Origin of the sequence: Vibrio hyugaensis (assembly GCF_002906655.1) — a bacterium.
GTDB lineage: Bacteria > Pseudomonadota > Gammaproteobacteria > Enterobacterales > Vibrionaceae > Vibrio > Vibrio hyugaensis.
Window position 1 is genome coordinate 2,203,012 of sequence record NZ_CP025794.1, and the last position, 18,346, is coordinate 2,221,357.

The window sequence follows — 18,346 nt, forward strand, 5'->3', positions numbered from 1 at the left end:
GTAATCAGCCAAAAACAAAAAGGCGACCTTTTGGCCGCCTTTCTTATTCTTTTACTAAAAGGTTACTTGGTGTGTAAGCCTTTTTTCTCCAGCGCTTTGTAAATCAAAGTTTGTTGGATCAGCGTAACGATGTTCGACACCAACCAGTATAGAACTAGGCCTGATGGGAAGAACAAGAAGAAGAAGGTGAACATAACCGGCATAAAGGTCATGATCTTCTGCTGCATTGGATCCGTTACTGTCGTTGGGCTCATTTTCTGGATTAGGAACATTGATGCACCCATCAGAAGTGGCAGGATGTAGTACGGGTCCTGCGCTGAAAGGTCATGAATCCAACCGAAGAATGGTGAGTGACGTAGCTCAACCGATTCCATTAGTGCCCAGTATAGCGCGATGAAGATTGGCATCTGTAGGATAAGAGGTAAACAGCCACCCAGTGGGTTCACTTTCTCTTTCTTATACAGTTCCATCATCTCTTGGCTCATACGCTGACGGTCATCACCGATACGTTCACGCATTGCTTGCAGTTTAGGCTGTAGCATGCGCATTTTCGCCATAGACGTGTATTGCGCTTTCGTTAGTGGGTACATTGCACCACGAACGATGAAGGTCAAACAGATGATTGCCACACCCCAGTTACCCACGAAGCTTTGGATGAAAGCAAGCAGTGAGTGAAGTGGTTTAGCGATGAACCATAACCAACCGTAGTCAACTACTAGGTCTAGGTTTGGTGCTACTGCTGCCATTTCATTTTGTAGTTTAGGGCCAACCCATAGCGTCGCTTCGAACTGAGCTTGGTCACCTGTTGCGATAGTTTTGTTCGGCATACGAACACCGATATCGCCAAGGTTACCAATTACGCGAGTGTATAGGTTTGTACCTGGTTCGTTACGTGGGATCCACGCTGCAGCGAAGTAGTGTTGGATCATTGCTGCCCAACCTTGGCCGTCTGCTAGGTTGATAGACAGGTTACGATCCTGCATATCTTCGAAGCTGTATTTCTTGTAACGAACATCTTCAGTTGAGTAAGCACCGCCACGGTAAGTTGGCATCGTGATGCTACCGCCTGCGTCCATTAGGTTTTGACGCAAGTGAGCGTACATACCAAAGGTTGCATTGTTACCTGAGTTGTTCACTACATCGTATTCTACGTTTAGCGCGTAGCTGCCACGTGTGAATACGTAAGTCTTAGTGTATTCGATACCGTTCGCAGTGAAAGTCATTGGAACACGCAGTTCGTCTTGACCGTCAGCCATAGTAAAGCTGTCTGCGCTCACGTTGTAGTGAGGACGGTTAGTGCTGCTTAGGTCAATACCTTGAGGACCCACTAGACCGCTCTGTGCGATGAACTGGTGGCCTTTAGTATCTTTAAGCAGAACGAAAGGGTCTGATGAATCAAGTTCAGCAGCGTATTTGTTTAGGTCGGCATGTACCACATCGCCACCAACGGTGTCGATCGACAGAGTTAAAACATCAGTCGTTACTGTGATAGTTTTTGCAGAAGCTTGCTGTTGACCAGGAACTGGGTCTAGATCGTCAGCAAAAGATGGTGCAGGTAGAGTACTGCTTGATTGAGCCTGTTCAACCGCTTGAGGTGCTGGGTTCTTTGCTACTTGCCATTGTTGAAATAGCAAGAAAGAAACCAGTGCCAGAGCGATGAGCAGGATATTACGTTGAGAATCCATCGTTAGTTATCTCTGTCTTGTTTTTGGACTGGTGGAACGGGGTCATACCCCCCTTCATTCAAAGGGTGGCATTTTAATAGACGTTTGCCTGATAACCAACATCCTTTTACAAAACCGTGAGCTCTCAAAGCTTCTAGTGCGTAAGTAGAACAAGTTGGTGTGAACCGGCAACGAGGACCAATCAAAGGGCTGATAAACCAGCGATACAGATTAACGAGCCCAATGGCTATCCACGTGAAGGGCGAGACAGGCGATGCCATAGCTTATCAAACAACTTAAATAGTTCCTCATTGCTTAAATCTTGCGCGCTTTTCTTGGCAATCACAACAAAATCTTTATTTGGAAGTTGATGTTGATTGTTACGAAAGCTTTCACGAGCCAAACGCTTAAAGCGGTTTCGACCGACAGCAGTTTTGATTTGCTTTTTCGGAACAGCTAAACCTAATCGTGGGTGAGAAAGTTTGTTATTGCGAGCAATGATGGTGAAATGAGGCGAGCCAGCTCGATGAGCTTGCTGGAAGACGTTTTGATAATGCTCGGGAGTTAACAAGCGTAACTCCCGATTAAACGCGTACGTGTTCAAAATAAACTAGCGATTATTTTGATAGGCGCGCACGGCCTTTTGCACGACGTGCGTTGATAACTTTACGACCGTTCTTAGTTGCCATGCGAGCACGGAAGCCGTGAGTACGCTTGCGCTTTAGAACTGTAGGTTGAAAAGTGCGTTTCATGATAATTACCTTTACTGATCAGTAGTTTTAGGTTCTTGTTAAACCCGGCGTGGGCAATATGCTTTCTTATATAAAGAAACTCTTTATATAGAGAGAAGCAACCGACGCCTCTCAACAAAGAGGCGGAATTGTAATCACACTCACATAATGTGTCAATGACTCATGAGTACGAAATTCCGGCCGAGCGATTATACGTAGTGTGAGTAAAATCTCAAGGATCGATTGATCTTGATGCTTGATCTTTACTCTATCCCCACTTGGTTAAGGAATTTTTGCAGTCGAGGATCTTGTGGATTATCGAAGATATCTTGTGGAGAACCTTGCTCGACAATGTTGCCTTCGGCCATAAAGATCACTCGGTCAGCGACTTCTTTCGCAAATTGCATTTCATGTGTGACCACCAGCATGGTCTGATGTTGGTTAGCTAACTTCTTCATTAATGAGAGAACTTCTCCAACCCATTCAGGATCCAACGCAGAAGTTGGCTCATCAAACAGCAGCAGTTCAGGTTGAAGTGCCATCGCTCGACCGATACCCACACGTTGTTGTTGGCCACCAGACAATGCCGCTGGATAACTTTCGCCTTTATCACCAAGACCGATGTCATCCAGAATCTCTTGAGCACGCTGAAGTGCGTCGTCTTTCTTCCAACCGCGTACCGTGATCAAGCCCTCTGCAATGTTCTGACGCGCATTCATATGGGCAAACAAGGCATAGTTTTGGAAAACAAACCCAGTGCGGCGTCGCAGGGCTAATACTTCGGCTTTGGTATGCTTTTGTGTGTCGACGGAAATGTCATCGATGGTGATGCGACCTTCATCCGCTTGCTCAAGAAAGTTCACCGTGCGCAGCAAAGTCGATTTACCCGTACCGCTGGACCCTATAATGACGATGATCTCACCTTGTTGGATATCGAGATCAATGCCTTTTAACACTTCAGTGTCACCAAAGCGTTTGTGGATGTTTTCTAATTTGATCATCGTACGTACGCCTTATTCAATTTCGCTTCTGCCCAGATTTGTACTCGCGTCAGAATCACAACCACCCCCCAGTAAATTAGGGCTACAGCAAGAAACGCTTCAAAGAAACGGAAACTCGATGACGCTTCCATTTGTGCTTTGGCCATGATTTCTGCCACACCAAGGGTGAAGGCGAGGGAAGTCGACTTAATCATATCGATGAAGTAGTTCATCAAAGATGGCAATGCAACTCGGGTTGCTTGCGGCAAAATAACGCGGCGCATGGCTTGTGGGGTTGTCATTCCGACCGATAAGCTCGCTTCCATTTGGCTACGATCAATGCCGATGATTGCGGCTCGGATGCTTTCCGCCATATACGCGGCAAAATGCAGTGTTAAACCAATCACTGCCGCTGAGAAGGCATCAAGACCGACCATGATCGGGAAGATTTGTGGTAAGCCGTAGTAAAGTAAAAACAGTTGAACTAAAAGTGGGGTCCCACGGAAGAAGCTGATGTAAAGTTGGCTCAATTGATCGAGAACTGGCAGCTTAAATACGCGAATATTAGCTAAAACGATGGCTAAAATCAGTGAAAAGACCAATCCCCATGTGGCCATTTCCATGGTTGTGCCAAGATACTTGAGCAGTATTGGCAGCAGTTCCAACATGTAATTAAAATCAAATCCCATACGACTTACCTTGAGAAAAGAAAAGGTGGAATACGAAGTCCCACCTTGTCATTGAGTTAAAAAAGACGCGAGATAAAGCTCTGCGTCCTAAAAGAAGAAAAGTTTTACTTAGTGATGTCGGCACCAAACCATTTCACAGAAATCTTCTCTACTGTTCCGTCGGCGCGCATTTCTGCAAGTGCTTTATTCACTTCCGCCTGTAGCTTACGACCTTTTTCGTTATCAACGAATGGCCAAGCGTTTTCGATGGTTTCAAATGGTTCACCTGCCAGTTGCAGCGGTAGACCTGTTTTCTTAATCAGTTCTAGTGCAGACAAACGGTCCATGATAAAGGCATCAGCACGACCTAGCGCCACATCATGTTCAATACCCGTATCGTAAGTCTTGATGTTGATCTTGCCGTCTTTGTCGTAACTGCGAAGCAACTGCTCAAAGTTAGAGCCTAGGTTAACTGCAACCGTTTTGCCTGCTAGGTCTTCCACGTCTTGGATGCTGTCGTTGCCTTTACGTACCGTGATTTGAGCGCCATCTACCACGTATGGGTCAGCAAATAGGTATTTCGCTTTACGTGCGTCTGTCATGGTGATTTGGTTCGAGATGGTATCAATACGACCTGTTTCTAGCAGGCCAAACAAACCAGAAAAGTTCGCTGTGACGTATTCGATCTTGTAGTCGTTACGTTTACCGACTTCATCCCACATATCCACTTCGAAGCCTTGCAGCTTATCTTGCTTCACAAAGGTGAATGGGAAGTAGCGGCCAGACATGCCTACTTTTACTTCAGTAGCGGCAGTGTCGACAGCTGCTTGAACAGTCGCAGCAGACAAAGCGATGGCTGCAACGGCAACCTTAATCCAGTTTTTCATAATACATCTCCATACTTTTATGGTTGGAAATACTACTGTCAGTTAGCTCAATTAAATAAATAACCAAGTGCAATAACCTAGTCCTGAGAGTAATAAGATCGTATTTGGTATAGAGAGTAGGCAAAAATTAGCAATAAATGATGAAAAAACGATCGAAAAGAGCAGGAGTGGCGATCAAAAAACAACGGTGACGGAAAATTCATACACAGAGTTATCACCAATTACTGGATCTGACGGATTTTGCCCAAATGTGGATCGTTGTGTGGGCAATCTTGGGGCAAGATGTGTTGATCTCTCTATGTTCAGCTAAATAATTGTGAATAACTTAGATCTTATTCACTGGATCGTCGATCAATTGCTGGCGATCTTGGTTATCAACAGGTAAAATTGCCAGTCTTTTCCGATAATTCAAATACTCAGTGGGGGCACCGTGTCATCTTCGCTTTGGTTGCAATGTTTGCAGCAGCTTCAAGAAGAGCTACCAGCTACAGAATTCAGCATGTGGGTTCGTCCGTTACAAGCGGAGCTCAATGACAATACTCTCACTCTGTTCGCCCCAAACCGCTTTGTTTTGGATTGGGTTCGTGACAAGTACCTGAACAGCATCAACCGTTTACTGCAAGAATACTGCGGTAACGACGTCCCTAGCTTGCGCTTTGAAGTGGGCAGCCGCCCAGTTGCAGCGCCTAAGCCGGTACCGACACGTACGCCGGCCGATGTAGCTGCTGAGTCTTCAGCGCCTGCACAATTGCAAGCTCGTAAACCTGTACATAAAACGTGGGATGACGACGCTCAAGCGATCGCGAACATCAACCACCGCTCAAACGTGAACCCGAAACACAAGTTCAACAATTTCGTTGAAGGTAAGTCGAACCAACTTGGTTTAGCGGCAGCACGTCAGGTTTCAGATAACCCAGGCGCAGCCTACAACCCACTTTTCCTATATGGTGGTACGGGTTTAGGTAAAACGCACTTGCTTCACGCTGTAGGCAACGCGATTGTGGATAACAATCCAAACGCAAAAGTGGTGTACATGCACTCTGAGCGTTTTGTGCAAGATATGGTAAAAGCACTGCAAAACAACGCGATTGAAGAATTCAAACGTTACTACCGCAGTGTTGATGCACTTCTTATCGATGACATCCAATTCTTTGCTAATAAAGAGCGTTCACAGGAAGAATTTTTCCATACCTTCAACGCGTTATTGGAAGGCAACCAACAGATCATTCTAACGTCTGACCGTTATCCAAAAGAGATCAGCGGTGTAGAAGATCGTCTGAAATCTCGTTTTGGTTGGGGGCTGACTGTTGCGATCGAGCCACCAGAACTTGAAACGCGCGTGGCGATCTTGATGAAGAAAGCGGAAGACCATCAAATCCACCTAGCGGATGAAGTGGCCTTCTTTATTGCTAAGCGTCTACGCTCAAATGTTCGTGAGCTCGAAGGTGCACTGAACCGCGTTATCGCAAACGCAAACTTTACGGGTCGTCCAATTACGATTGATTTCGTTCGTGAAGCGCTACGTGACTTGTTGGCACTGCAAGAAAAGCTTGTGACCATCGACAACATTCAAAAGACGGTGGCGGAATACTACAAAATTAAAGTGGCGGACCTGCTGTCTAAACGTCGCTCTCGCTCGGTTGCTCGTCCTCGCCAGTTGGCAATGGCATTAGCAAAAGAGCTGACCAACCACAGCTTGCCGGAAATCGGCGATGCATTTGGTGGTCGTGACCACACCACGGTACTGCATGCTTGCCGCAAGATTGAGCAGCTGCGTGAAGAGAGCCACGATATTAAAGAAGATTACTCTAACTTGATTCGCACCCTGTCTTCTTAATCGGTTAGAATGACAGTATTCCAAGCAAATCATTAATTGAGCTGACAGCGTAAAGAGCCAAGCATGAAATTTACTATTGAACGTAGTCATTTAATCAAACCGCTACAACAGGTTTCGGGCGCATTAGGTGGCCGGCCGACCCTACCAATTCTGGGTAACCTACTGCTGAAAGTAGAAGATAATGTGTTATCCATGACCGCGACCGACTTGGAAGTGGAATTGGTGAGCAAAGTGACTCTAGAAGGGGATTTTGAAGCGGGCAGCATTACCGTTCCTTCTCGTAAGTTTCTCGATATCTGCCGTGGTCTTCCAGATGACTCTATCATCACCTTCGTGCTGGAAGGCGATCGTGTACAAGTTCGTTCTGGTCGTAGCCGTTTCTCACTGGCAACACTTCCAGCGAACGATTTTCCGAACATTGAAGATTGGCAGAGTGAAGTTGAAGTGTCACTGACTCAGTCTGATCTACGTACACTGATCGAAAAAACACAGTTCTCAATGGCGAACCAAGACGTTCGTTATTACCTAAACGGCATGCTGTTTGAAATCGACAGTACGACGCTACGCAGTGTAGCGACTGATGGTCACCGTATGGCAGTATCTCAAACACAACTGGGTGCAGATTTTGCGCAAAAGCAAATCATCGTGCCACGTAAAGGCGTACAAGAGCTGGTTAAGCTGATGGATGCGCCAGAGCAACCTGTTGTACTACAAATCGGTAGTTCAAATGTGCGTGCAGAAGTGAACAACTTCATTTTTACTTCTAAGCTCGTTGATGGCCGTTTCCCAGATTATCGCCGCGTAATGCCGCAAAGTACCAATAAAACATTAGAAGCAAGCTGTGATGAATTACGCCAAGCGTTTTCTCGCGCTGCCATTCTTTCTAATGAAAAATTCCGTGGTGTTCGCGTGAACCTTGCTGGTAGCGAAATGCGCATTACGGCGAACAACCCAGAGCAAGAAGAAGCAGAAGAGATGCTGGACGTAACCTTTGAAGGTGACGCGATCGAAATCGGCTTCAACGTAAGCTACGTGCTGGATGTGCTTAATACATTGCGCTGTGAAAAAGTGCGTGTGTCGATGTCGGATGCCAACGCCAGTGCGTTGATTGAAAACGCAGACGACGACAGTGCCATGTATGTGGTAATGCCAATTCGTCTATAAGCCATCTGAATGCCACTTTCTCGCCTTATCATTCAGCAATTTCGAAACATTAAAGCCTGTGATATTCATTTATCGACAGGCTTTAACTTTCTTATTGGACCGAACGGCAGCGGTAAAACCAGTGTCTTAGAAGCGATTTATTTGCTCGGACACGGACGCTCTTTCAAGAGCTCGTTGACCGGACGAATCATCCAAAATGAGTGTGATGAACTGTTTGTTCATGGTCGTTTTTTGAACTCGGATCAATTTGAGCTACCTATCGGCATTAATAAGCAGCGTGATGGCTCAACAGAGGTTAAAATAGGCGGTCAATCTGGGCAAAAACTGGCGCAGCTTGCACAAGTTCTGCCGTTGCAGTTGATACATCCAGAAGGGTTTGATCTCCTTACGGATGGACCTAAACATCGCCGTGCATTCATCGATTGGGGTGTGTTTCATACGGAACCCGCTTTTTATGATGCGTGGGGGCGATTTAAACGTCTCAACAAGCAACGTAATGCACTGTTAAAAACCGCTAACAGTTATCGAGAGCTCAGTTATTGGGATCAAGAGATGGCTAGGTTGGCTGAAAATATCAGCCAATGGCGTGCGCATTACATCGAACAGATGAAAACCGTAGCGGAAACCATCTGCCAGACATTTTTGCCAGAATTTGAGATCCAATTAAAGTATTATCGTGGATGGGATAAAGACACACCCTATCATGAGATACTAGAAAAGAATTTCGAGCGTGATCAGTCATTGGGGTACACCTTTAGTGGCCCGAATAAGGCTGATTTGCGAATTAAAGTGAATGGAACACCAGTAGAAGATGTTCTTTCACGCGGTCAGTTAAAACTCATGGTGTGTGCATTGCGTGTAGCGCAGGGACAACATCTTACCGAGATGACCGGAAAACAATGTATTTACCTAATTGACGACTTTGCGTCGGAATTAGACAGCCAACGTCGCAAGCGTCTTGCTGACTGCTTAAAAGAGACGGGCGCACAAGTATTTGTAAGCTCTATCACTGATAGCCAAATCGCCGATATGTTGGACGATACGGGCAAATTGTTTCATGTGGAACATGGCAGGATAGAGTCAAACTAGAAGAGAGAAACTCATGTCTGAAAATTACGATTCATCGAGTATTAAGGTACTAAAGGGTCTGGATGCGGTTCGTAAGCGTCCAGGTATGTACATTGGCGACACGGACGATGGCACCGGTCTTCACCACATGGTCTTTGAGGTGGTGGATAACTCAATTGATGAAGCGTTGGCAGGTCACTGTAAAGACATCGTTGTGACAATTCATGAGGATAACTCGGTTTCAGTTACGGATGATGGTCGTGGCATTCCAACAGAATTGCACCCAGAAGAAAAAGTATCAGCAGCAGAAGTTATCATGACGGTACTTCACGCTGGTGGTAAGTTCGACGATAACTCATACAAAGTATCGGGCGGTCTTCACGGCGTAGGTGTTTCAGTAGTAAACGCACTGTCTGAAAAAGTAGTACTGACTATCCATCGTGGCGGTCATATCCATACGCAAACTTACCACCATGGTGAACCTCAAGCGCCACTAGCGGTTGTGGGCGATACAGACCAAACGGGTACACAAATCCGTTTTTGGCCAAGTGCTGAAACCTTCACAAATATCGAATTCCATTACGATATCCTAGCAAAACGTCTACGTGAGCTTTCTTTCCTAAACTCTGGTGTTTCTATCAAGCTGGTTGATGAGCGTGAAGCAGACAAGAGTGACCACTTCATGTTTGAAGGTGGTATTCAAGCGTTCGTTGATCACCTAAACACCAACAAAACACCAATCATCGAGAAAATCTTCCACTTCGATTTTGAACGTGAAGATGGCATTGCAGTAGAAGTGGCAATGCAATGGAACGATGGCTTCCAAGAGAACATCTACTGTTTCACTAACAACATCCCGCAACGCGATGGTGGTACTCACCTTGCTGGTTTCCGTGCTGCGTTAACGCGTACGCTGAATACCTTTATGGATAAAGAGGGTTTCTCTAAGAAAGCGAAAACAGCAACGTCGGGTGATGATGCTCGTGAAGGTCTAACTGCAGTTGTTTCGGTTAAAGTGCCAGATCCTAAGTTCTCTAGCCAAACTAAAGACAAACTGGTTTCTTCTGAAGTTAAATCAGCGGTTGAATCAGCAATGGGTGAGAAACTGTCTGAGTTCCTGATCGAGAACCCGACAGAAGCTAAGATGGTTTGTTCTAAAATCATCGATGCTGCTCGTGCTCGTGAAGCAGCGCGTAAAGCTCGTGAAATGACTCGTCGTAAAGGCGCGCTAGACCTAGCTGGTCTGCCAGGCAAACTTGCAGACTGTCAGGAAAAAGATCCAGCACTCTCTGAACTATACATAGTGGAGGGTGATTCGGCAGGCGGCTCCGCAAAACAAGGCCGTAACCGTAAGAACCAAGCAATCCTACCGCTAAAAGGTAAGATTCTTAACGTAGAAAAAGCGCGTTTCGACAAGATGCTTTCTTCTCAAGAAGTAGCAACGCTGATCACGGCACTAGGCTGTGGTATCGGTCGTGACGAGTACAACCCGGACAAACTGCGTTACCACAACATCATCATCATGACCGATGCTGACGTCGATGGTTCGCACATCCGTACGCTACTGTTGACCTTCTTCTACCGTCAAATGCCAGAGCTTATCGAGCGTGGCTACGTGTACATCGCTCAGCCACCACTTTACAAAGTGAAAAAAGGCAAACAAGAGCAGTACATCAAAGACGAAGACGCGATGAACCAATACCAAGTGGCTTTGGCACTTGATAACGCATCTCTACACGTAAACGCAGAAGCGCCAGCATTGGCAGGCGAAGCGCTAGAGAAGCTAGTTCAGCAATACAACGCTGGTATCAAACTGGCGGATCGCATGAGCCGTCGTTACCCAAGCGCGCTAGTTCATGAGCTAATCTACACGCCGCGCCTAACGGCAGAGCAATGCCACGATGCTGCAGCAGTAGAAGCGTGGACAAAACAGCTAGTTGAACAGCTAAACGCGAAAGAAGTGGGCGCAAGCCAATACAGCTTCGAAGTTGAGCAACACGAAGAGCTAGGTCTAAACCTACCTAAGATTATCGTACGTACTCACGGTGTGACGCATGACTACGCACTAAGCATCGACCTATTGAACTCGAAAGAGTACAACAAGCTAGCTGAGCTTTCTGAAGCACTAGATGGCCTGATTGAGGAAGGCGCTTACATCAAACGTGGCGAGCGTACTCAGCCTGTAACAAGCTTTGCATCTGCACTTGAGTGGTTAATCAAAGAGTCGCGTCGTGGTCTAAGTCTACAGCGCTACAAAGGTCTAGGTGAGATGAACCCAGATCAGCTTTGGGAAACCACAATGGACCCTGAGACACGTCGTATGATGCAAGTAACCATTGAAGATGCGGTAGGCGCAGACCAATTGTTCACAACGCTAATGGGTGACCAAGTTGAGCCGCGTCGTAACTTCATCGAAGAGAACGCGCTTAAAGTAGCAAACCTAGACGTGTAGTCTTACAGACTCAGTCAACTCATACTAAAAACGCCATCTCGCAAGAGGTGGCGTTTTTTTATGGGGGTAGAAACGAGATAAAAGAGTCGAGATACGAGAACGGCTGCGCCCTATGAATATGGGAACGCTTCGAGAGGGAGGAACGACCGAGTCGGGGAGCTAAAAATATTTTCATCGTAGCCCTTGAAAGCCCATTTTTCGACCTTATATCTAGTTATGAAGAGGGATGTCTAACTTGCTCAACAAGAGAAGAACAGCGCCTCTGGAATCGCTAAACGAGATCGCTCAGGAGAGGATACTCAGTATTAGCACACAACTTGACCCTAGATTCGACATCATGTCCCCGCACCTAAAGAGTAGGTCAGAGGAATGAATCATCGGATCCCTTAGCTCGGCGTTTTCTTGCATAAATGCGCCACGTGGATGACCTTCATCTGGGCTAAGACTATTGCTTAAAAGAGGATAGATTATGCGTAATGTAGATTTCTCACCACTATACCGTAATGCAATTGGCTTTGACCGTCTGTTTAACCTGATGGAAGCAAGCTCTGCGAAGAACACTTCTGGCGGTTACCCTCCATACAACATCGAGCAAAAAGACGAGCACAACTACCGTATTACTATGGCAGTCGCTGGTTTTGCTGAAGATCAACTCGATTTGACTCAAAACGAAAACATGTTGATCGTGAAGGGCGAGCGTAAAGCCGAAGAAGGTAAAAACTACGTTTACCAAGGCATTGCAGAACGCGATTTTGAACGTAAATTCCAACTCGCGGATTACGTAAAAGTTGTCGGTGCATCAATGGAAAACGGTCTGCTTCATGTTGATTTAGTTCGTGAAATTCCAGAAGCGATGCAACCGCGTAAGATTGCTATCGGTGGTAACAACCTGATTGAAAAAAGCTAATCAGCTAAAGACATTTCAGTTAACCACACGGTTATAGAATGAGAAAGAGCGCCTTCCATTACGGAAAAGGGCGCTCTTTTTAGTTTGGGGTTTTAAAAGCCGCTATTTCAAAGAGAAGCGGCTGAGTTCAATCGGTCTATTTACCTTCGCGGTAAGCCTTTTCCACTTCTTCTGCAATAATCGCAATGCCTTTTTGCATCATCTCATCGCCTTGAACGTAGTTCATACGCAAGCATTGGTGTGCATGATCCCACTCGTCTTTCTGACCAATAAAGAAGTATTCTCCCGGAACAATCAAAACCCCACGCGCTTTCAAGCGTTGGTACAGTTCCATTGTCGTAATTGGCAGTTCATCGAACCATAGCCACAAGAATATAGCGCCCTCTGGTTTGTGGATACGGAAGCGCTCATCGGTAATCGCTTCTTGTAGTAGTTCAACCGCTCGTTGTGACTTCTGCTTGTAGAACGGCTTAATCACCTCTGAACTCAGTTTAAGCAGATCGCCTTTACCAATGATGTGGTTTGCCAACGCTGGACCAACGCTGCCTGGAGCTAGGCTGATGATGCCGTTCATATTGGTCAACGCTTGCGTGATTTCCTCACTCGCAATCACAATCCCACAACGCACGCCCGGCAAACCAAGCTTAGATAGGCTCATGCATAGGATGGTGTTTTCATTCCAGAACGGTTCGACATCTTCAAAAATGATGTTCGGGAAAGGCAGACCGTAGGCGTTATCGATGATCAGCGGAATGTTGTTCTCACGTGCTAGCTTGTCCAGTTTACGAACTTCCTCATCTGTCAGGACGTTACCTGTTGGATTAGTTGGGCGAGACGCGCAGATTGCCGCAACAGAGTCATCGACCGTGAGCTGCTCAAAATCGACGTGGTATTTAAACAGACCGTTATCTAACAGCTCTATCTCTGGGTGATAAGAGACAAAGATATCTTCATCAATGCCTGCATCACCATAACCGATGTACTCAGGCGCGATAGGCAGTAGCACTTTCTTGTGTGAGCCGTCTGGCTGTTTACCTGCCAACAAGTTAAATAAGTAGAAAAAGCCACTTTGGCTGCCGTTAGTTAGGCTGATGTTCTTCTCTGAAATATCCCAGCCGTAAGTTTCACGGAATAACTGAGCCAGCGCTTTAACGAACGCATCTTTGCCCTGCGGGCCATCATAGTTGGCGAGGGCGGCGACGAGCTTTCCACTGGCGAGCATTTCCTCACTGGCTTGGCGAAAGTAATCGAGCATGGCAGGAATGGCGGCTGGGTTACCTCCACCGAGCATGATGGCACCTGGTGTGCGCAGACCATCATTTAAATCGTCCATTAACTGCGTGATACCTGAATACTGATTAAATTTTTCACCAAACTTTGAGAACTGCATTTGTCGTTATACCTAATTCATTGTGATTGCTTTATGTGTCTTAACGCCAGCCTTTGACTGGTCAATAGGATAATCCTTGACCTTACCTCAATGTCTATACGACGCAAAGTGTGAATTGAGCCGAAAAAGAAAAAAGTGTGTCATCAAACCAGAGGTACGAGATAAAAAGGCAAAAAGAGCAATAAAAAAGGGAAGCTTATGCTTCCCTTGCTGGTGGATAGAGTGTGAGTTACTCACCGGTGTAAACAATCAGCACCTTGTCGTCTTGGTATTGGCGTTCGAACGCGTAGTAACCTTCTTGGTTGCGAGTGATGTGCTTACCTTGAGCAACTGCTGGGTGGCGTTTACGGAATTCACCCAACTTTTGCCAATGTTGCAGTAGATCTTCTCGCTCGCCATGAATCTTATCCCATGGCATATCTGAGCGTGTGCCTTGGTGGGCGTCTGAACCAGTAATGCCAAAATCACGAGCTATCTCATCACCGTAATAGATCTGTACTGCACCCGGAGCCAGCATCAGTGCATTCGCGGCACGTGCTTGGTCATCAAAGCTGCGGCTGCGCGCTGACCAAAACAGCTGTGTATCGTGTGAAGACAGGTAGCTCAACACGTTGAACTCAGGGTCGGTATTGATGCGCTCTGCATAGCGGCGGTAATCATTATCAAGTTGAGCGAAACACTTCAGCGCTTTTGGTGCCACATCAGATTGGAACTCGAAGTTGATGATGGAATCGAAGCCGTTATCGAAATACGGGCTCTTCACTACGCTGTGTGCCCACACTTCACCCGTCATCCAGAAAGGTAGATCATCCAAGGCTTTATCTGGGTTGTTTTGCTTCCACTGGGCAAGCGCCTGAGTGGTGCTGGCTTTCAACTCTGCCCACGCTTCCATTTCAACGTGTTTGGCAGTGTCGACGCGGAAGCCATCAATGCCGTAGTCGCGCACCCAATCGGATAACCACGTAATCAGATGTTCACTCGGGGTTTGCAACTCATCTTGCGCATTGGTGTCTTTATTGCGGAAGAAGTTTGGTAATCCGGTTTTCTGAGTCGATTCGGTTTTTAGATCCGGTAGGTAGTTCAAAGACATGGTGATGTCGTTGTAGCCCGGAGCATCGTAGTCACCAATGTCGGTGCGGATCCAATCTTTGCCCCACCATTTATCCCACGCTTCGCTATCACCGTATTTGATGTAGTCGTTGAAGCTGTGCCAGCTTTGTCCTGATTTTGGCTGCCAGTCGGTCCATTTTTCACCAAGGACTTCTTTGGCTTCTTGGTCATCAAGGTAAAGCTGACCAAATCCAAACTCCTGCATGTCTGCTAATGTTGCGTAGCCAGTGTGGTTCATGACTACATCCCAAATCACGCGGATGCCTTTCTTGTGGGCGGTATCGACGAAGGTTCTGAGTTCATCTTCGGTACCCATGTTGGCATCAAGCTTGGTCCAGTCTTGATGGTAGTAGCCGTGATAGCCGTAGTGCTTAAAGTCGCCTTTATCGCCGCCACCAACCCAGCCATGGATCTGTTCCAGTGGTGAGGTTATCCAGATAGCATTCACACCAAGTGATTCGATGTAATCGAGTTTTTTCGTCAGACCCGCTAAGTCACCACCGTGGAAGGTACCAATCTCGTATTTACCGTCTTTGCTGCGACCGTAGCTGTTGTCGTTGTCTGGGTTGCCGTTATAGAAGCGGTCAGTCATGACGAAGTACACCGTCGCGTTGTCCCAGCTGAATGGTTTATCGGCTTGCTGTTCAACTTCTTCTAGCAGTAATAGACCTTGGCTCATAGGACCCGGCTGCATGGTGACGCTGCCATTGGCGACTGTGGCTTCTTGTCCGGTTAAGGCATCACGAACGACAGTGCCATCATTAAAGGTTTGAGCAACGTTGATGGTTTTTGGCGCGTCAGTTGCAACAGGGCAAGAGTAGGTGACGTCCTGACTCTGCTTTGGTTTGATTTTTACCGTTAGCTCGTTGGTGGTTGGATTGAGCGTAAATTGATAGGTATTGGCTTTGAAGATGCGCAGCGGCATTTGTGCATCAGTGGCGCAGTTATCCATTTTTAATGGACGATTGAATTTAATGCGATCTTCTTCTGCTAGAGCAAAGCTACTGCCACAGCTTTGCTTGCTGTCAGCAATGGTAAAGGTATGACTGCCTTTTTCGAGTTTTTGCTCGGCGACAAGTAAGCCTTGCGAGTTTTCCTCAAAAACAGCGGTATCATCACCAACGCTTAATACGATGGCATTTTCTGGAATCTGGCTGCAGGCGCTCAGTAGACCGATAGAGAGTGCGAGAATTGTTTTTTTCATTGTGTCCTTCCCCCGAATAAACAGTCCAGTTATAGCAAAACTGTGCCTCTACAATCCGAGCTCTACACCAACAAGTTAAACGCGTCTCACCCTACAAATTTTAGTCTTGTTCACAAAACGAATAATAAGCGTCGCCGTCATCAGTTTGAAGGCAACAAAAAAGGGAAGCAGACGCTTCCCTTTTCCTTATCTCTTAATCACTTCGAAGAGTAACGAATTACTTTTGAAGCAAAGAAATGTCTGCGATCTGTAGGAACAGGTTACGCAGGTTGCTTAGTAGTGTTAGACGGTTCTTCTTAAGTGCTTCGTCGTCTGCCATTACCATTACGTTATCAAAGAACGCATCAACTGGTTCACGTAGGTCAGCTAGCTTGCTTAGTGCTTCTTGGTAGTTACCCGTTGCAAACGCTGGCTCTAGTGCTTCTGTCATTACTTCAACGCTTTCTGCTAGTGCTTTATCTGCGTCTTCTTGTAGAAGTGCTAGGTCGATGTCTGCTGCTAGTTCGCCGTCGAATTTCGCTAGGATGTTACCTACACGCTTGTTCGCTGCTGCTAGAGACTCTGCTGCTTCTAGTTCACGGAAGTGAGAAACCGCTTTAACTCGTTGGTCGAAGTCTGCTGGCTTAGTCGGACGACGAGCTAGAACCGCTTGAATGATGTCTACGCTGAAGCCTTCGTCTTGGTACCAAGCACGGAAACGACCAAGCATGAACTCGATAACGTCTTGTTCAACGTTGTCGTTGGTTAGACGGTCGCCAAACAGTGACTTCGCTTTCGCTACTAGGTCTACAAGATCTAGGTTGTAGCCGTATTCAACGATGATACGTAGTACACCTAGAGATGCGCGGCGTAGTGCGAATGGGTCGCTGCCTTTAGGCGCTTGACCGATACCGAAGATACCTACGATAGTGTCTAGCTTGTCTGCCATTGCAACTGCAGTTGAAACGCCGTTAGATGGCAGTTCATCACCAGCGAAACGAGGCATGTATTGCTCGTTCAGTGCTACTGCAACTTCTTCTGCTTCACCGTCGTGACGAGCGTAGTGCATGCCCATGACTCCTTGAGTATCCGTAAATTCGAATACCATTGAGGTCATTAGGTCACATTTTGCTAGTAGACCAGCACGCTTTGATTTCTCAACGTCAGCACCGATTTGCTCTGCAATGTAGCCAGCAAGTTCTGTGATGCGGTCTGTTTTGTCTTTGATAGTACCCAGTTGCTTTTGGAAGATCGCTTGCTCTAGTTCAGGCAGACGGTCGATAAGCGGACGCTTACGGTCTGTGTTGAAGAAGAATTCTGCGTCAGCAAGACGAGGGCGAACCACTTTCTCGTTACCTTCGATTACGTAACGAGGTTCTTTTGATTCGATGTTTGATACGAAGATGAAGTTAGGTAGTAGCTTCTTGTTTTCGTCATAAACAGGGAAGTACTTCTGGTCACCTTTCATGGTGTAAACCAACGCTTCAGAAGGCACTTTTAGGAACTCTTCTTCAAACTTCGCTGTTAGTACCACTGGCCATTCAACCAGAGACGTTACTTCTTCTACTAGGTCATCTTCTAGGTCAGCGTTACCGCCAACCGCTGCCGCCGCTTTTTGTGCGTCAGCTAGGATGATTGCTTTACGCGCTTCGTAATCTGCCATTACTTTACCGCGCTCTTCTAGGATCGCAGGGTACTGCTCAGCAGAATCGATAGTGAACTCTTGCTCACCCATGAAGCGGTGACCACGGATAGTGCGGTCAGAAGCGACACCAAGGATCTCGCCTTCGATTAGGTCGCTGCCCATTAGCATGGTTAGCGTCTTAACTGGACGGATAAATTGAGTCGTTTTGTTACCCCAGCGCATTGGTTTTGCGATAGGTAGGTTTGCTAGTGCTTTCGCTGCAAGTTCAACTACGATCTCAGACGTTGGCTGACCTTTCACTTCTTGTTTGAACAGTAGCCATTCACCTTTGTCTGTAACCATGCGATCCGCTTGGTCAACCGTGATGCCACAACCGCGTGCCCAGCCTTGAGCTGCTTTTGTTGGGTTGCCTTCCGCGTCAAACGCTGCAGAAACCGCAGGGCCACGTTTTTCAACAACTTTGTCAGACTGGCTGTCTGCTAGTGCTGCTACTTTTAGTGCAAGACGACGAGGTGCCGCGAACCATTTCACGCCTTCGTGAGCAAGCTCAGCGCCTTTTAGTTCTGCTTCGAAGTTTGCTGCGAATGCTTCAGCTAGAGTGCGAAGTTGCGTTGGTGGTAGCTCTTCTGTACCTAGCTCGATTAGAAATTCTTTTGCCAT

The 18,346-nt window shown here is 46.7% G+C and carries 15 protein-coding genes; 5 read left to right on the plus strand and 10 right to left on the minus strand.

Going from position 1 to position 18,346, the window contains the following annotated elements; genetic code table 11:
- Window positions 1-62: 62 nt before the first annotated feature.
- The 7 genes from yidC to C1S74_RS10915 all read right to left on the minus strand — a co-directional run bounded on the left by yidC (window position 63) and on the right by C1S74_RS10915 (window position 4,930).
- Complete coding sequence (gene yidC, locus C1S74_RS10885; RefSeq protein ID WP_039977916.1) at window positions 63-1,685, minus strand: membrane protein insertase YidC; 1,623 nt, start codon at window positions 1,683-1,685, stop codon at window positions 63-65.
- A gap of 2 nt (window positions 1,686-1,687) precedes the next feature.
- Window positions 1,688-1,945 carry a membrane protein insertion efficiency factor YidD gene (gene yidD, locus C1S74_RS10890; RefSeq protein ID WP_005451046.1) on the minus strand — a complete coding sequence of 86 codons (258 nt, stop codon included), beginning with the start codon at window positions 1,943-1,945 and terminating at the stop codon, window positions 1,688-1,690.
- Window positions 1,912-2,235, minus strand: a complete 324-nt coding sequence (gene rnpA / locus C1S74_RS10895; RefSeq protein ID WP_009699098.1) for a ribonuclease P protein component — start codon at window positions 2,233-2,235, stop codon at window positions 1,912-1,914. The genes yidD and rnpA overlap by 34 nt, the downstream gene beginning before the upstream one ends.
- Window positions 2,236-2,281: 46 nt before the next feature.
- Window positions 2,282-2,416 (minus strand): 50S ribosomal protein L34, encoded by a 135-nt coding sequence (gene rpmH, locus C1S74_RS10900; RefSeq protein ID WP_005378825.1) that lies wholly within the window; start codon window positions 2,414-2,416, stop codon window positions 2,282-2,284.
- Between the two features lie 242 nt (window positions 2,417-2,658).
- Window positions 2,659-3,396 (minus strand): amino acid ABC transporter ATP-binding protein, encoded by a 738-nt coding sequence (locus C1S74_RS10905; RefSeq protein WP_045401032.1) that lies wholly within the window; start codon window positions 3,394-3,396, stop codon window positions 2,659-2,661.
- Entirely contained in the window at window positions 3,393-4,064 is a 672-nt protein-coding gene (locus C1S74_RS10910) for an amino acid ABC transporter permease (RefSeq protein WP_045401029.1), read from the minus strand. The genes C1S74_RS10905 and C1S74_RS10910 overlap by 4 nt, the downstream gene beginning before the upstream one ends.
- Window positions 4,065-4,168: 104 nt before the next feature.
- Complete coding sequence (locus C1S74_RS10915) at window positions 4,169-4,930, minus strand: amino acid ABC transporter substrate-binding protein (RefSeq protein ID WP_045401026.1); 762 nt, start codon at window positions 4,928-4,930, stop codon at window positions 4,169-4,171.
- Between the two features lie 430 nt (window positions 4,931-5,360).
- Between C1S74_RS10915 and dnaA the strand changes: the two genes are divergently transcribed.
- The 5 genes from dnaA to C1S74_RS10945 all read left to right on the plus strand — a co-directional run bounded on the left by dnaA (window position 5,361) and on the right by C1S74_RS10945 (window position 12,358).
- Window positions 5,361-6,767 (plus strand): chromosomal replication initiator protein DnaA, encoded by a 1,407-nt coding sequence (dnaA, locus tag C1S74_RS10925; RefSeq protein ID WP_038870205.1) that lies wholly within the window; start codon window positions 5,361-5,363, stop codon window positions 6,765-6,767.
- A 63-nt stretch (window positions 6,768-6,830) separates the two neighbouring features.
- Entirely contained in the window at window positions 6,831-7,931 is a 1,101-nt protein-coding gene (gene dnaN / locus C1S74_RS10930) for a DNA polymerase III subunit beta (RefSeq protein WP_045401023.1), read from the plus strand.
- A gap of 9 nt (window positions 7,932-7,940) precedes the next feature.
- A complete protein-coding gene (recF, locus tag C1S74_RS10935) occupies window positions 7,941-9,020 on the plus strand; it encodes a DNA replication/repair protein RecF (protein WP_038870208.1) in 1,080 nt (359 codons plus the stop codon).
- A 13-nt stretch (window positions 9,021-9,033) separates the two neighbouring features.
- Window positions 9,034-11,451, plus strand: a complete 2,418-nt coding sequence (gene gyrB / locus C1S74_RS10940) for a DNA topoisomerase (ATP-hydrolyzing) subunit B (RefSeq protein WP_038875180.1) — start codon at window positions 9,034-9,036, stop codon at window positions 11,449-11,451.
- Window positions 11,452-11,920: 469 nt separating this feature from the next.
- Entirely contained in the window at window positions 11,921-12,358 is a 438-nt protein-coding gene (locus C1S74_RS10945) for an Hsp20 family protein (protein WP_045401021.1), read from the plus strand.
- Between the two features lie 136 nt (window positions 12,359-12,494).
- Here C1S74_RS10945 and C1S74_RS10950 read toward each other — a convergent pair whose 3' ends face one another.
- From C1S74_RS10950 to glyS, 3 genes are all read right to left on the minus strand, one after another.
- Window positions 12,495-13,748: a valine--pyruvate transaminase gene (locus C1S74_RS10950; protein ID WP_045401020.1), complete on the minus strand. Its 1,254-nt coding sequence runs from the start codon at window positions 13,746-13,748 to the stop codon at window positions 12,495-12,497.
- 229 nt (window positions 13,749-13,977) lie between these two features.
- The gene (locus C1S74_RS10955) at window positions 13,978-16,062 is read right to left on the minus strand and encodes an alpha-amylase (protein ID WP_045401017.1); all 2,085 of its coding nucleotides are present in this window, start codon (window positions 16,060-16,062) and stop codon (window positions 13,978-13,980) included.
- Between the two features lie 217 nt (window positions 16,063-16,279).
- A complete protein-coding gene (gene glyS, locus C1S74_RS10960; RefSeq protein WP_045401015.1) occupies window positions 16,280-18,346 on the minus strand; it encodes a glycine--tRNA ligase subunit beta in 2,067 nt (688 codons plus the stop codon).